This window comes from Pandoraea commovens, from assembly GCF_024704525.1.
In the GTDB taxonomy this organism is placed as follows: domain Bacteria; phylum Pseudomonadota; class Gammaproteobacteria; order Burkholderiales; family Burkholderiaceae; genus Pandoraea; species Pandoraea commovens.
In genome coordinates this window covers 3,905,222-3,920,347 of the sequence record NZ_CP102780.1, presented here as the reverse complement: position 1 = coordinate 3,920,347, position 15,126 = coordinate 3,905,222, and the positions used below count along the sequence as shown (strand labels likewise).

General features: G+C 65.3%; 11 protein-coding genes. 10 read left to right on the top strand and 1 reads right to left on the bottom strand.

What is annotated here, in order from left to right:
* The 7 genes from NTU39_RS17720 to NTU39_RS17690 are packed head-to-tail and all read left to right on the top strand — an operon-like array spanning window position 1 to window position 8,522.
* Complete coding sequence (locus NTU39_RS17720; RefSeq protein ID WP_257958174.1) at window positions 1-1,269, top strand: 3-isopropylmalate dehydratase large subunit; 1,269 nt, start codon at window positions 1-3, stop codon at window positions 1,267-1,269.
* Between the two features lie 47 nt (window positions 1,270-1,316).
* Complete coding sequence (locus NTU39_RS17715) at window positions 1,317-1,847, top strand: LeuD/DmdB family oxidoreductase small subunit (RefSeq protein ID WP_257958173.1); 531 nt, start codon at window positions 1,317-1,319, stop codon at window positions 1,845-1,847.
* Window positions 1,841-3,541, top strand: a complete 1,701-nt coding sequence (locus tag NTU39_RS17710) for a hydantoinase B/oxoprolinase family protein (RefSeq protein WP_257958172.1) — start codon at window positions 1,841-1,843, stop codon at window positions 3,539-3,541. Before NTU39_RS17715 ends, NTU39_RS17710 begins: the two co-directional genes overlap by 7 nt.
* Entirely contained in the window at window positions 3,538-5,589 is a 2,052-nt protein-coding gene (locus tag NTU39_RS17705) for a hydantoinase/oxoprolinase family protein (RefSeq protein ID WP_257958171.1), read from the top strand. The genes NTU39_RS17710 and NTU39_RS17705 overlap by 4 nt, the downstream gene beginning before the upstream one ends.
* Before the next feature lie 22 nt (window positions 5,590-5,611).
* The gene (locus NTU39_RS17700) at window positions 5,612-6,229 is read left to right on the top strand and encodes a cysteine hydrolase family protein (RefSeq protein ID WP_150663347.1); all 618 of its coding nucleotides are present in this window, start codon (window positions 5,612-5,614) and stop codon (window positions 6,227-6,229) included.
* Window positions 6,226-7,650, top strand: coding sequence for an FAD-dependent oxidoreductase (locus tag NTU39_RS17695; protein ID WP_257958169.1), 1,425 nt, complete (start codon window positions 6,226-6,228; stop codon window positions 7,648-7,650). Before NTU39_RS17700 ends, NTU39_RS17695 begins: the two co-directional genes overlap by 4 nt.
* Window positions 7,647-8,522, top strand: coding sequence for an isocitrate lyase/PEP mutase family protein (locus tag NTU39_RS17690; RefSeq protein WP_150663345.1), 876 nt, complete (start codon window positions 7,647-7,649; stop codon window positions 8,520-8,522). Before NTU39_RS17695 ends, NTU39_RS17690 begins: the two co-directional genes overlap by 4 nt.
* Before the next feature lie 168 nt (window positions 8,523-8,690).
* On the opposite strand, the gene NTU39_RS17685 is transcribed toward NTU39_RS17690, so the two are convergent.
* Window positions 8,691-9,914 (bottom strand): CaiB/BaiF CoA transferase family protein, encoded by a 1,224-nt coding sequence (locus tag NTU39_RS17685; protein WP_150663344.1) that lies wholly within the window; start codon window positions 9,912-9,914, stop codon window positions 8,691-8,693.
* A gap of 288 nt (window positions 9,915-10,202) precedes the next feature.
* On the opposite strand from NTU39_RS17685, the gene alaS reads away from it, so the two are divergent.
* The 3 genes from alaS (at window position 10,203) to NTU39_RS17670 (ending at window position 15,116) form a co-directional block, all read left to right on the top strand.
* Window positions 10,203-12,827, top strand: coding sequence for an alanine--tRNA ligase (gene alaS / locus NTU39_RS17680; RefSeq protein ID WP_257958168.1), 2,625 nt, complete (start codon window positions 10,203-10,205; stop codon window positions 12,825-12,827).
* Window positions 12,828-13,035: 208 nt separating this feature from the next.
* On the top strand, window positions 13,036-14,289 hold the full coding sequence (locus tag NTU39_RS17675) for a YbfB/YjiJ family MFS transporter (protein ID WP_257958167.1): 1,254 nt from the start codon (window positions 13,036-13,038) through the stop codon (window positions 14,287-14,289).
* A gap of 56 nt (window positions 14,290-14,345) precedes the next feature.
* Window positions 14,346-15,116, top strand: coding sequence for a class II aldolase/adducin family protein (locus NTU39_RS17670; protein ID WP_257958166.1), 771 nt, complete (start codon window positions 14,346-14,348; stop codon window positions 15,114-15,116).
* Window positions 15,117-15,126: the final 10 nt, after the last annotated feature.

Genomic DNA, 15,126 nt, shown 5'->3' with positions numbered 1-15,126 from the left:
ATGACTGTGCCTCAAACTCTGACGCAAAAGCTGCTGGCAGCGGCGTGTGGCCGGGACGAAGTCGCCGTGGGCGAGATCGTCACGTGCGGCGTCGACCTCGCCATGTTCCACGATTCCAGCGGTCCCCGCCGCTTGCAGCCGATGCTCGAATCGCTCGGCGCGCAACTGTGGGACAAGTCCAAAGTCGTGCTCGTGATCGATCACTACGTGCCGGAAACCGACGACGAATCGCGCCGTATCGTGCGCATCGCCCGCGACTGGGCGAGTGCGCAACAACTGCCCAACGTCTACGACTCAGTAGGCATCTGCCACGTGGTCGTGCCCGAACACGGTCATCTGCGTCCAGGCATGTTCTGTGTCGGCGGCGATTCGCATTCGCCCACGGGCGGTGCGTTCGGCGCGTACATGTTCGGCATCGGCAGCACGGAAATGCTGGGCGTGGCGGTGTCCGGTGAAATCTGGGTGAAAGTACCCGACACGATTCAGATGCGCTGGGACGGCAAGCTCGCCGACGGTGTGACCGCCAAGGACATGATGCTGCACATGATCGGTCGCTTCGGTATGAACGGCGGACGCTATCAGGCCATCGAGTTCTGCGGCGAAGCGGTGCGCGCCCTGTCGATGCAGGAGCGCATGACGCTCTCGAACATGAGCGCCGAACTCGGCTCGCAAGTCGGTCTGATCGCACCGGATACCACGACCGTTGAGTATCTGCGCGCGGTGGGCGTGACCGATCCTATCGACGTCGACCGCTGGCAGAGCGATGCCGGTGCGCACGCTGAAATGCATACCTTCGACGCGAGCACGCTCGCCCCGCAGGTCGCCGCCCCGCACAGCCCGGCCAACACGCGCGCCATCGACGAATTTGCCGACGTGACGGTGGACGTCGCTTATCTCGGCGCATGCACCGGCGCGAAGCTCGAAGACCTGCGCGCAGCGGCGCGTGTGCTCAAGGGACGCCGCGTCGCCGACGGCATGCGCTTTGTCGTGGCCCCGGCCTCGGCGCGCGATCAGGCGCAGGCCGCGCGTGAGGGCGTGATGGACGTGCTGGTCGACGCTGGTGCACAAGTGCTCGCCAACACCTGCGGCGCATGTGCGGGCTATGGCGGCTCGATCCCCGAAGGGGCGACGGTGCTGTCGAGCACCGCACGCAATTTCCGCGGCCGCATGGGGGCAGAGACGGCGCAGGTCTACCTCGGTTCGCCATACGCCGTGGCTGCGGCCGCGCTTACCGGGCGTATCGCCGACCCGCGCGGACTGCTCGTCTGAGCGCCTGTCCGACTCATCGACGATTCCTCGACTTCCTCACTTCTGACATGACAACGCCAACGTCTTCTTCCGGCCGAGCGTGGCGCGTCGGTGCCGACATCGACACCGACGCGCTCGCACCCGGTGCCTACATGAAGTTCGGCATCGACGAAATCGCCCGCCATTGCCTGCACCGCGTGCGTCCCGAGTTCGCAGCCGATGTGCGTCCGGGCGATGTTCTCGTCGCTGGTCCCAACTTCGGCATCGGGTCGTCACGCGAACAGGCGGCTGCCGCGCTCGTGCATCTCGGCGTGCGCGCGGTGATCGCGCCGTCGTTCAATGGCCTTTATTTTCGCAACGCCTTCAACGTGGGGTTGCTGCTGCTGACCTGCGCCGACGCACAGCGCATTGGCGAGGGCGAAGCCCTCACGCTCGCGCCGCGCGACGGTTACGTCGAACAGGCCGATGGCAGCCGGCTGACTTGCGAGACCGTACCGGGGTTCCTCCTCGATATGGTCGACGCCGGTGGCCTGCTCAATCTGCTCAAGCAGCGCAGTACGGCATCCCCATCGACATCTCACGGAGTTTCTTCATGCTAGATCCCGTCACGCTGGCGGTCCTGAAAGGCCGGCTGGAGCAGATCGCCGACGAAATGGACGCGACGCTCTACCGCAGCGCATTCAACCCGATCATTGCCGAGGCGCACGACGCCTGCCACGGCATCTACGACGCCACCACCGGCGCAACCCTCGTGCAAGGCAAGTCGGGCCTGCCCGTATTCGTCGGCGCGATGGCGTTCGCCGTACAGGCGGCCGCACGCGCAGCGTCCGAGCGCGGCGGCATGGTCGAGGGCGACGTGTGGCTCTTCAACGACCCGTACGAAGGCGGCACGCACGCCAACGACTTCAAACTCGTGCGTCCGGTGTTCCGCAACGGCAAGCTGTACTGCTTCCTTGCCTCGGCGGCGCACTGGCACGACGTGGGCGGCGCGGTGCCCGGCAACTACAACCCGGCCGCGACCGAATGCTGGCAGGAGGCCGTGCAGATCCCGCCGGTGCGCATCGTGCGACGCGGTGAACTCGATCTCGACGTGCTCGCCATTCTCAAGGCCAACACGCGTCTGCCCGACAGCCTGTGGGGCGATCTGAACGGTCAACTCGCGGCGCTCGAACTCGGTGGACGTCGTCTGTCGGATCTGCTCGATGAGTACGGCGACGGCACGGTGCAGGACGCGCTCGGTCAGTTGCGCGAGCGTGCCGTCAAGCTGATGCGCACCCACGTGGCGGCGCTGCCCGACGGCGAGTACGTCTATCAGGACACGCTGGATAACGACGGTGTGCACGACGAGCCGCTCACGATTGCGCTGCGCATGCGCGTCGAAGGCGACTTGCTCACGCTTGATTTCACCGGCACGTCCCCCGCGTGCATGGGACCGGTCAACATCTCGCGCGCTACTGCCATTGCCGCTTGCTACGTCGCACTCAAGCACCTGTTCCCGGATGTCCCGGCCAACGCCGGTGTGCTCGACGCGGTGCGCTTCGAGTTGCCCGAGGGGTTGCTGATCTCGGCGCAACGTCCGCGTCCCGTCGGTGGTTACACCGAAACCATTCTGCGCATGATCGACGTGATCTTCTGCGCGATGGCGAAAGCCGCACCCGAGCGCGCGATGGGGCAGGCGTACGGCACGATCAACGCCTTGTCGATTGCCGGGTATCGCACCGACGAAGCGCGACGCGGCCAGCGCTGGGTGATGTTCAGCTTCTTCGGCGGCGGTCACGGCGGGCATATCGACGGCGATGGCCTGTCGCACGGTAACGCGCCGATCTCGACGGCGACGATTCCGCCCGTGGAGATTCTCGAAGCAGCGTATCCGGTGCGCTTTACGCAATGGGCGCTACGCCCCGATTCGGCGGGCGACGGCGCGCATCGCGGCGGTCTGGGTGCCATCTACGAAATCGAGTTGCTCGAAGACAGTGCGGAAGCGTTCGTGTTCGGCGAGCGTGGCCGTTCCGCGCCGCAAGGGATCGCGGGTGGCGAAGCATCGGTGCCGAACGTCTTCCGCTACCAGAACGAAGGGCAATGGCGCACGCCGCCAATGGCTTCGAAGATGCTCGGCATCAAGCTGACGAAGGGTGAGCGGGTACGACTGGAGACGCCGGGCGGCGGGGGGTATGGGGCACCGGCGCAGCGCGACGAAGCGGCCCGCGCGCACGACCGTGAGATGGGCTACGTGACGACACAAGCCACCGTGCAAGGTGAGCGCGGCGCGACCAAGAAGGAGCAACAGGCATGAGCGAAGCAGCAACGATTGTCGGCGTCGACGTGGGCGGCACTTTCACCGATTTGTTCGTCCTCGACGAAGCGGCCGGTGTGGCGCGCATCGTCAAGGTGCCCTCCACGCGCGGCGAAGAAGCGCGCGGTTTCATGAACGGCATCGAGCGTGTCGATACACAAGGGCGCGGGGCTGCGGCCATCGCGACCATCGTGCACGGCACGACCGTCGGCACGAATGCGCTGCTGGAGCGCAAGGTGGCGCGCACCGGGATCATCACGACGACGGGCTTTCGCGACGTGCTGGAGATGCGCCGCCGCGACCGTCCTGCCACCTGGGGTTTGCGCGGCAATTTCACGCCGATCGTGCCGCGTAATCTGCGCCTTGAAGTCGACGAGCGCGTGCTGGCCGATGGCACAGTGCACACCGACGTCGACATCGCGCAGGTCGAAGCGGCGGCGCGCGCCTTGCTCGAAGCGGGCTGCGACGCCGTGTGTGTCTTCTTCGTCAACGCGTACGCCAATCCCGTCAACGAACAACGCGCGGTCGCAGCGGTGCGCGCGCTCTGGCCGAACGGCAATGTAACGGCGGCCACCGAAGTGCTGCCGGAAATTCGCGAGTTCGAGCGTTGCTCGACAGCCACGCTTAACGCCTCGCTGCAACCGGTGGTGGGCAGCTATCTGACGCGTCTGGAGAGCGACCTGAAGGCGCGTGGCTTCGGCGGGGAACTGCTCGTCGTGCAAAGCAACGGCGGCATCATGTCGCGCCAGACGGCCTGCGACGTGCCGGTGCGCACGGCGCTCTCCGGCCCGGCGGCTGGTGTGATCGCGTGCGCGGCCATCGCGCGTTCGGCGGGCTTCGCGAACGTGGTGACAGGCGACATGGGCGGCACGTCGTTCGACGTCTCGCTGGTTGCGAACGGTGAGGCCTCGCTCGCAGCGCAGACGTCCATCGAATTTGGGATGGTGGTGCGCTCGCCGATGATCCAGATCGAGACCATCGGCGCGGGCGGTGGCTCGATTGCCTCCGTCGACGCGGGCGGGCTGTTGCAAGTCGGTCCGGAGTCGGCGGGCAGCGTACCGGGACCGGCGTGCTACGGACGAGGCAACACGCGCCCGACCGTGACCGATGCCAACGTGCTGCTCGGCCGGATTGCCGCGGATCGTCCGCTGGGCGGCGGATTGCTCGCCAAGCTCGACGGCAACCTCGCCTTGCAGGCCATCGATACGCACGTGGCCAAACCGCTGGGCCTCGATGCCTATGCCGCTGCGGAAGCGATTCTGACCGTGGCCAATGCCAAGATGGCGGGCGCGATCCGTCTTGTGTCTATCGAGCGTGGGCACGATCCGCGACAGTTCGCTTACATGCCGTTCGGCGGCGGCGGCGCGCTGCACGTCTGCGCGATGATGCGCGAAGTCGGCACGACCACCGGCATCGTGCCGCGTTATCCGGGGGTGACGTCTGCGCTCGGTTGCGTGATCGCGGACATGCGTCACGACAGCGTGCAGACGCTCAATCAGCCGCTCGCTGCGCTCGATACGGACGACCTCGCCGAGCGTGTGGATGGGCTGGCGCAAGCGTGTCAGGCGCGTCTGGATTCGGCCGGTGTGCGCTTCGACTCGGTGCGCGAGATCATCGAACTCGACATGCTCTATGTGGGGCAGAGCCACACGGTGCGCGTGCCGGTAGCGCGCGAACGACTGGATCGGGACGGCATTGCCGCCGCTTTCGAGACTGCCTATCGCGACGCCTTCGGCCGTGCGCTCGACGGCATTCCGGTACGCATCATGAACCTGCGTTACGCGCGCATCGGTGTGCGTCCGAAGTTCGACCTCGCGGTGCTCGCACCGCAGGCGAACGCGATGCCCGAGCCGCTCGGCAGCCAGCGCGTGTATCACGCCGGACAGTGGTGGGATGCGGTGCGTTATGCGCGTCTCGACCTGCCGGTGGATGCGAGCGTCGCCGGTCCCGCGATTCTCGAACAGTCGGACACGACGATCTGGCTCGAACCGGGATTCTCCGGGCGCGTCGATGCGCTGGGCAACCTGCTCATCACGCGCGACGCCTGATGCCCGCGACAGGAGCCATGACATGAGTCAAACCTCTTTGCTCGACCCGGCGCGCACGGCACTCGTTATCGTCGATCTGCAAAACGACTTCATCACGCCCGGCGGTGCGTACGACCGGGGTGGTGCCGCAACACCTGAAGCGCAAGCGTTGCCCGCGCGCGTCGGGCCGATCGCGCAATCGCTCAAGGCCGCAGGCGGTTTTGTCGCGGCTAGCCAGTTCACGTTGTGGCCGGACGCGAACGGCGAGCCGATGATTTCGCCGCATCTGAAGCAATTGCGGCCGTTCCTGCGCCGTGGCGATTTCGTCGCGGGAACGGACGGTCATGCCACCGTGGCGGCGCTGGCGAAGCACGTCGACGTGTCGGTCTGGAAGGTGGCGTACTCCGCCTTCTTCAACACGCAACTGGACTGGGTGCTGCGACGTGCCGGTATCGACACGGTGGCGGTGTGCGGCATCGTGACCAACGGCGGCGTGGCGAGTACGGCGCGCGATGCGCACATGCGCGACTACCGTGTGCTGGTGCTCTCCGACGGATGTGCGGCACCCACCGTCGCCGCGCACGACGCCGCGTTGGCCGACCTGCGCACCGTTGGCGAGATCGTGACCTGCGAGGCCTTTGCAGGCCGCATCGCGTCATGAGCGGTCCTACGACACCGGTCGTTCGTCAGGGACGGCCGCCGGTGGACGATCTGCCGCAAATCAGCGTGGTGATCGTGGGGGCAGGCGCATGCGGCCTGACTGCCGCGCTGGTGCTGCAAGACGCAGGCATCGACTGCGTGCTGCTTGAGCGTGACGCTATTCCCAGTGGCTCGACGGCGCTGTCGTCGGGCTTCATTCCGGCGGCGGGCAGCGCAGTGCAGCGCGCGCTCGGCATTGATGACAGCGCTGAGCAGTTTGCGTCCGACGTCATGGGGAAGACGGAAGGCACGGCGGCGGCGCATCTGGTACGGGCGTATTCGGAGGCGTCCGGTCCGGCGATGGATGCGCTCGCGCGCCACGGGCTGACGTTCGACATTCTCGACGGCTTCCTTTACCCCGGCCACAGCGTGCGGCGCATGCACAGCCTGCCCGAGCGGACCGGTGCGGCGTTGATGGCGGCGCTCGAGCGTGCCGTGCAGGCAACCGACGCTCACGTCATGACGAAGACGCTGGTGCGCGAGCTGTGGGTGGATGCGTCGGGCAAGGTGCAGGCGGTTGGTTGCGTGCGTCCGGATGGCGCGATGGAATACCTCGGCTGCGACATGCTGCTGCTCGCCTGCAACGGCTTCGGCGGTAATGCCGGGTTGCGTACCGAACTGTTGCCCGAAATGGCACACGCGGTGTACGGCGGCCATGAGGGCAACGACGGCAGCGCCTTGCTCTGGGGGCGGGCGCTCGGCGCGGCAACAGCCGATCTGGGCGGCTATCAGGGGCACGGCTCGTGGGCGAGTCCGCACGGCGTGCTGATCTCGTGGGCCGTCATCATGGACGGCGGGGTGCAGATCAACCGGGAAGGGCGGCGGTTTCATGACGAAACGCACGGCTACTCGGAAGCGGCCGTGCACGTGCTCGCACAAACGGATGGCATCGCCTGGAATGTGTTCGACGCGCAGACGCTCGCACTGGCGCGCACGTTTCCCGACTTTCAGGAAGCCGAAGCCGCAGGTGCGCTCAAGACCTGTGCCGACCTCGACGCGCTCGCCAGTGTCATCGGCTGCGACGTGGCGACGCTGCGCGAAACGTTGGACGGCGTCGCGCCCGGCGTGAATGCCACCGATGGCCGCCGGTTCACGCGCTCGCTCGTCGCGCCGTATTACGCAATTCGGGTCACGGGCGCGCTGTTTCATACGCAGGGCGGACTCGATATCGACGCCGCCTGCCGGGTGCTGCGTCCCGACGGATCGCCGATGCCCAACCTGCTCGCCGCAGGCGGTGCAGCGCGCGGCGTGTCGGGCAATGCAGTGTGGGGCTACCTGTCCGGTAATGGCCTGCTCTCGGCCGTCGCGGGCGGCTACATCGCGGCGAATACGATGATTGGCTCACTCGCCGCCATCACGAACACTCAGGAGATTTCTTCATGACGGCTTCGTCATCTGTCCAACTGTCGCTCCGACAGCGCCTCTCGCAAGGTGTGCTGCTGGCGCCCGGCGTGTACGACGCCTTGTCTGCCCTCATCGCCGCACAGTCCGGCTTCGAGGCCCTGTATCTCTCGGGGGCATCGATTGCCTATACGCGGCTCGGCCGCTCCGACATCGGTCTGACCACGTTCCCGGAAGTCGAAGACACGGTTGCACGGATTGCCGAGCGCGTGTCGGTGCCGGTGATCGTCGATGCCGATACCGGTTTCGGTAACGCGCTCAATGTCAAACGCACCGTGCGTGGTTTCGAGCGGGCGGGGGCGGCCATGATCCAACTGGAGGATCAGACGTTTCCGAAACGTTGTGGCCATCTCGATGGCAAGGGCGTGGTGCCTGCTCAGGAAATGGCGGGCAAGGTGCGGGCGGCCGTCGATGCACGGCATGACGCCGAGACGCTGATCCTCGCACGCACCGATGCGATTGCCGTCGAAGGACTCGACGCCGCACTGGACCGCGCTGAGCTGTATCTCGAAGCCGGGGCCGATGCGCTTTTCATCGAAGCGCTGCGCACGACCGAGCAGATGACTGCGGCCTGCGAGCGCTTTGCCCATCGTGTGCCGTTGCTGGCGAACATGGTCGAAGGCGGCAAGACGCCCGTGCAAAGTGCGCAGGCACTCGCGGATATCGGCTTTCGCATCGTCATCTTTCCCGGTGGCACCGCGCGTGCGGTGGCGCATACGTTGCAGGGCTATTACGCCAATCTGCACGCGCAGGGCACGACGGCGGCATGGCGCGACCGGATGCTCGATTTCGACGGTCTGAACACGGTGATCGGTACGCCTGAACTGCTGGCCGAGGGCAAGCAGTACGAGTGATTCGTGACGCCAGGGAAAGAATAGGGACGTCTACGATGACGGTGTGACGTCCGTCAGGGTCTCGGCGTGGAACGTGGGTAGCGCCGGAACACGGGGCCTGTCGCGATGAGATTCGCGACAGGCCCTTTTTGCATCAGGCAGACTGCCCGGATGGCGCTTGAGTCGGTCTCACACCACACCATCGGTACGCAGGCCTGCGATCTTCACATCATCAAAGCCGAGCCGTTCGCGCAGGATCTCGTCGCTATGCTGGCCGAGCGTTGGCGGGGCGGTGCGCGCGAGCGGGGGCGTCTCGCTCATCTTCATGGGGCTCGCGACCAGTCGCGACACACCACCGGACGCGTGCGGCAACGCGACTTCCATGCCACGCGCCTTGACCTGCGGGTGTGCGAAGACTTCGGGCAGCGTGTTGATCGGGCCGCACGGCACGCCGGACGCTTCGAGCTTGTCGATCCAGACGTCCTTGCCGAACTTGCGCACCATTTGCGCGAGCAGCGGCACTAGCGTCTCGCGGTGACGGACCCGCGACGGGTTGGTGGCGAAGCGCTCGTCGTCGGCCAGCGCTGGCTCGCCACCGGCCTCCACGAACTTGCGGAATTGCCCGTCGTTGCCGACCGCGACGATGATCCAGCCGTCGTCGCCCGTCTGGAAGGTCTGATACGGCACGATGTTCGGATGCGCGTTGCCCCAGCGCACCGGCGCTTTGTCGCTGGCCAGATAGTTCGTGTTCATGTTCGCCAACATGGCCACCTGCGTGTCGAGTAGCGCCATGTCGATGTACTGACCCACGCCGGTGCGGTCGCGGTGGGTGAGGGCGGCCATGATCGCGAGACTCGCGTACATGCCCGTCATCAGATCGGCAATCGCTACACCGGCCTTTTGCGGGCCGCCGCCGGGCAGCGCGTCGCGCTCGCCGGTGATGCTCATGAAACCGCCGATACCCTGCACGATGAAGTCGTAACCTGCACGCGAGGCGTACGGGCCGTCCTGCCCGAAGCCGGTGACCGAGCAGTAGACGAGATCCGGCTTGACCGCTTTGAGCGAGGCGTAATCGAGGCCGTACTTGGCCAGTTGTCCGACCTTGTAGTTCTCGACGACAACATCGCTCTGCGCAGCCAGCGCCTTGACGATGGCCTGTCCTTCCGGTCGGGAGATGTCGAGCGTGAGCGAGCGCTTGTTGCGGTTTGCCGCGAGGTAATAGGCGGCTTCGGCCGTGTCGTGGCCATCGGCATCGCGCTGGTAGGGCGGGCCCCAACTGCGAGTGTCGTCGCCCACGCCGGGACGCTCCACCTTGATCACGTCTGCGCCCAGATCGGCCAGATTCTGCGTGGCCCACGGACCGGCCAGCACACGCGAAAGGTCCAGTACCCGGATATGACTCAGCGCACCCATCGTTCGCTATCTCCTTGTGTTTCGATTTGTCTTCGTTCGTCCGGGGCCTCGTTTGACCGACGTCGATTCGTCAACGATCGTTGGCTCGAACATGTTGCGGAACATTGTTTTGCAATGCGGAACTTGTGAGTGAGAGTCTACGGCGCACGCGCGGTGGCTGACCAGCGCCGTTTCGCACTGCGGTTAGCGGCGGGACGCTGTGGAGAGGTCGATTTCCCGTATAATCAAAAGTTTGCAAAATACCCCGCCAGGCTTTGCCTGCCCGGTCCCCACGCTTCCACGCAGCCTATGAAAGTCGCAGACATTCGGGAAAAATTCCTAAACTTCTTCGAGTCGAAGGGGCACACCATCGTGCGCTCGTCGAGCCTCGTGCCGTCCAATGACCCCACGCTGCTGTTCACGAACTCCGGCATGGTGCAGTTCAAGGACGTCTTCCTCGGACTCGAATCGCGCCCGTACACGCGCGCGACCACGGCCCAGCGCAGCGTGCGCGCCGGCGGTAAGCACAACGACCTCGAAAACGTGGGCTACACCGCCCGTCACCATACGTTCTTCGAAATGCTGGGCAACTTCTCGTTCGGCGATTACTTCAAGCGCGAAGCGATTCAGTACGCGTGGGAATTGCTGACGACCGTCTACAAGCTCCCGAAGGAAAAGCTCTGGGTCACCGTCTACAAGGAAGACGACGAGGCCTACGACATCTGGGCGAAGGAAGTGGGCGTGCCGGCCGAGCGCATCATCCGCATCGGCGACAACAAGGGCGCGCGTTACGCCTCGGATAACTTCTGGCAGATGGCCGATACCGGTCCGTGCGGCCCGTGCTCGGAAATCTTCTTCGACCACGGTGAAGACGTGTGGGGTGGCCCGCCGGGATCGCCGGAAGAAGACGGCGACCGCTACATCGAAATCTGGAACCTCGTGTTCATGCAGTTCAACCGCGACGAGCAGGGCAATATGACGCCGCTGCCCAAGCCGTGCGTTGACACCGGCATGGGGCTGGAGCGTATTGCGGCCGTGCTGCAACACGTTCACAGCAACTACGAGATCGACCTGTTCCAGCACCTGATCAAGGCCGCCGGTCGTGAGACGGGCGTGACCGACCTCAATGCGAACTCGCTCAAGGTGATCGCCGATCACATCCGTGCGTGCTCATTCCTGATCGTCGACGGCGTGATTCCGGGTAACGAAGGCCGTGGTTACGTGCTGCGCCGTATCATCCGCCGCGCGATCCGTCACGGTTACAAGCTCGGCTGCAAGAAGCCGTTCTTTTACAAGCTCGTACCGGATCTGGTCGCCGAGATGGGCGTTGCCTATCCGGAACTGGCGCAGGCGCAGCAGCGCGTGACCGACGTGCTCAAGCAGGAAGAAGAGCGCTTTGGCGAGACCATCGAGAACGGCATGGAAATTCTCGAAGGCGCGCTGGCCGATCTGGCCAAGAAGGGCGTGACCACGCTCGACGGCGAACTGGCATTCAAGCTGCACGACACCTACGGCTTCCCGCTCGATCTGACGGCGGACGTTTGTCGCGAGCGCAGCATTACGGTGGACGAAGCAAGCTTCGACGCCGCGATGGCGCGTCAACGTGAGCAGGCGCGCGCCGCCGGTAAGTTCAAAATGGCGACGGCGCTCGAATACACGGGCGACAAGACGCGCTTCGAAGGCTACGACAAGCTCGCGCTCGAAGGCGCGAAGGTCACGGCTTTGTACGTCGACGGCACCAGCGTGGCTAAGATGACTGCTGGTCAGCAAGGCATCGTTGTGCTCGACACGACGCCGTTCTACGCCGAGTCGGGCGGTCAGGTGGGCGATCAGGGTCTGATCGTCGCCGGGGCTGCGCGTTTCGGCGTGTCGGACACGCAGAAGATTCAGGCCGACGTGTTCGGTCACTACGGTTCGCTGGAATCGGGTGAGCTGAAGGTCGGTGAAGCGGTAACGGCGCAGGTCGATGCCGTGCGTCGCGCGCGCACCGTGCGCAACCACTCGGCGACTCACCTGATGCACAAGGCCTTGCGCGAAGTGCTGGGTGGTCACGTGCAACAGAAGGGCTCGCTTGTCGACGCCGACAAGACCCGCTTCGACTTCGCGCATAACGCTGCGATGACGGCCGACGAAATTCGTCGCGTGGAAGATATCGTGAACGCCGAAGTGCTGGCGAACGCGCCGACGCAAGCCGCGCTGATGTCGTTCGACGACGCGGTCAAGGGCGGCGCAATGGCGCTGTTCGGCGAGAAGTACGGCGACGAAGTGCGCGTGCTAGACATCGGCACGTCGCGCGAACTGTGCGGCGGTACGCACGTCTCGCGTACGGGCGATATCGGCCTGTTCAAGATCGTGATGGAAGGTGGCGTGGCCGCCGGTATCCGTCGCGTGGAAGCGATCACCGGCGATAACTCGGTGCGCTTCGTCCAGACGCTCGACGACCAGATCAACGAAGCAGCTGCCGCGCTCAAGACGCAACCTGCAGAACTGAGCCCGCGTATCGCGCAGGTGCAGGAGCAGGTCAAGTCGCTGGAGAAGGAACTGGCGGCGCTCAAGTCGAAGCTGGCATCGAGCCAGGGCGATGAACTGGTCGAGAAGGCCGTCGACGTGAGCGGTCTGAAGGTGCTGGCCGCGCAACTCGAAGGCGCCGACGCCAAGACGCTGCGCGAGACGATGGACAAGCTCAAGGACAAGCTGAAGAGCGCAGCCATCGTGCTGGCTGCCGTCGAAGGCGGCAAGGTCACGCTGATCGCCGGTGTGACGGCGGACGCGACGGCCAAGGTCAAGGCGGGCGAACTCGTCAACTTCGTCGCCCAGCAGGTCGGCGGCAAGGGCGGCGGTCGTCCGGACATGGCGCAGGCCGGTGGTACCGACCCGTCGCAACTGCCGCAGGCGCTCGCTGGCGTGCAGGCATGGGTGGCTGGCAAGCTGTAATGGGGCGATGACGGGGGTTATCTCTCGTTTCACTCACGCCTGATTCATCAAAACGCGCACTTCGGTGCGCGTTTTGCATTTTTGGCTGGCCGGCGCGCGCTATCGCCCTGCCGGGGGCAGGGGCACCGTCACCTTCGGCAATGGTTTGCATGTAAAGTATTTGCCACGATTCACGTCAACTTCTTTCGCCTGCGGGCCAGCCATCGCCATGCCAGCTACTCTCGCCGATTCCGACCGTGTCACGAAGCTGCGTCAACCGTCGCCGGAGCGCGCGGCCTGGCGCATCGCGTTGTCGTGCATGCTCGCCTTGTCGATTGCGATGGGGATCGGCCGCTTCGCTTTCACGCCGATGCTGCCACTCATGCTGCATGAGCATCTCACCGACATTCAGCACGGCAGTTGGCTCGCGTCGCTGAACTATGCGGGGTACTTCATCGGGGCGTTGTCGTGCATGTGGCTGCACTTCACGCCGACGCTCCTCATTCGCTTCGCACTCGCCGCCACGGTCGCGCTGACGTTGGCGATGGGGCTGATGGAATCGTTCGTCGTGTGGGCGATCGTGCGCACGCTCGCGGGCGTGATGAGCGCATGGGCGATGGTGTTCTCGGCGGGGTGGGGCTTTCGCAAACTGGCCGAGCTGCGCATGCCGAGTCTCGGTGGTGTGATCTTTGCCGGGCCCGGCGCGGGTATTGTGGTGACGGGCTTGCTCGCGAGCCTGAACGATGCGCTCGGCTGGCCTGCGCGCGGCGGCTGGTTGCTGTGCGGCGTGCTCGCGCTGGCGTTGCTGGCCGTCATCTGGCAGACGTTCGTGGCCGATGTACCCGTGGCCGTCGATGCGACCAAGTCGGCCGACGCTGCCAAGTCTACGGCCGCCACCGCCGCGCCCTCGATCAATCACGGCAGCGGCGAGAGCGTGATCCCGGTCACGATCCTGTACAGCTTCGCTGGCTTCGGCTACATCATCACGGCGACGTTCCTGCCGGTGATTGCACGTCAGGCGCTGCCCGGCTCGCCGTGGCCCGACCTGTTCTTCCCGCTGCTCGGTCTGATGGTGATTCCGGGAGCCATCATCGGGGCACGCGCGCCGCTCGCGTGGGATAACCGTCTGCTGCTCGCGGTGTGCTACGTCATGCAAGGGCTGGGGGTGGGCATCGGCATCGTGCTGCCGAACGTCGTGGGCTTCGCGATGGGGAGTGTGCTCGTGGGGCTGCCGTTCACGGCGATTACGGTCTACGCGGTGCGCGAGTGCCGACGTTTGCGTGGGGACAATGCCAATGGTCTGATCGGGCTGGTGACGGCATCCTATGGCATCGGGCAGATCGTCGGCCCACTGGTGGCCGCGCCGCTCGTCGCCGCGACCGGCGGGTTCACGACGGCATTGCTGTGTGCCAGCGGCGTGCTGGCGCTCGGGGCTATCGGTTTCGTGTGGGACTGGCGTCGTTCGCTCGAACGCGCGCCCTGATACGACAACTCCGGTAGGCCTTCGCTTGAATCTTCGGACTTTCCTCAGAGAAGCGTATGTCTTTTACCTTGAAGGCGGGCCGAAAGGCCGCCACTGTCATGAGCGACGAAGAGCGTCAGGTGCGCATCGATCTTGCCGCCTGCTATCGCCTCGTGGCGCTGAACGGCTGGGACGATCTCATCTACACGCACATCTCCGCGATGGTGCCGGGCGAGCCGGGGCACTTCCTCATCAATCCGTTCGGGCTGGCGTTCGACGAAGTGACGGCGTCGAATCTCGTGAAGATCACGATGGACGGCGAGATCGTGGGCGAGAGCGCACATCCCGTCAACGTGACCGGGTTTGCGCTGCACGGAGCGGTGCACGCGGCGCGCCCGGATGCCGTTTGCGTCATGCATCTGCACAACACGGCGGGTATCGCCGTATCCATTCAGCCGCATGGCCTGCTGCCGATTTCGCAGCATGCGCTGCGCTTTCACGAGCGCATCGGATATCACGACTATGAAGGGCTGGCGTTTTCACCGTCGGAGGGCGAGCGGCTGGTGACGTCGCTTGGCGCACATCCCGCGATGTTGCTGCGTAATCACGGCACGCTGACCGTCGGCCGCACGGTGGCGGAAGCCTTCGTGCTGATGGCGACACTCATCAAGGCCTGCGAGATCCAGTTGCAGGCGCTGGCGGGCGGCGCTGCGCCGAATTTGCCGAGTCCGGCGGTGCAGGACAAGACGGCGATTCAGCTCGAAGACGGCGGCGCGATCGAGGGCGTGCTGGAATGGCCTGCGCTGCTGCGCAAACTCGATAGAATAGACGCCTCGTTTCGCGATTGACCGTTCGATG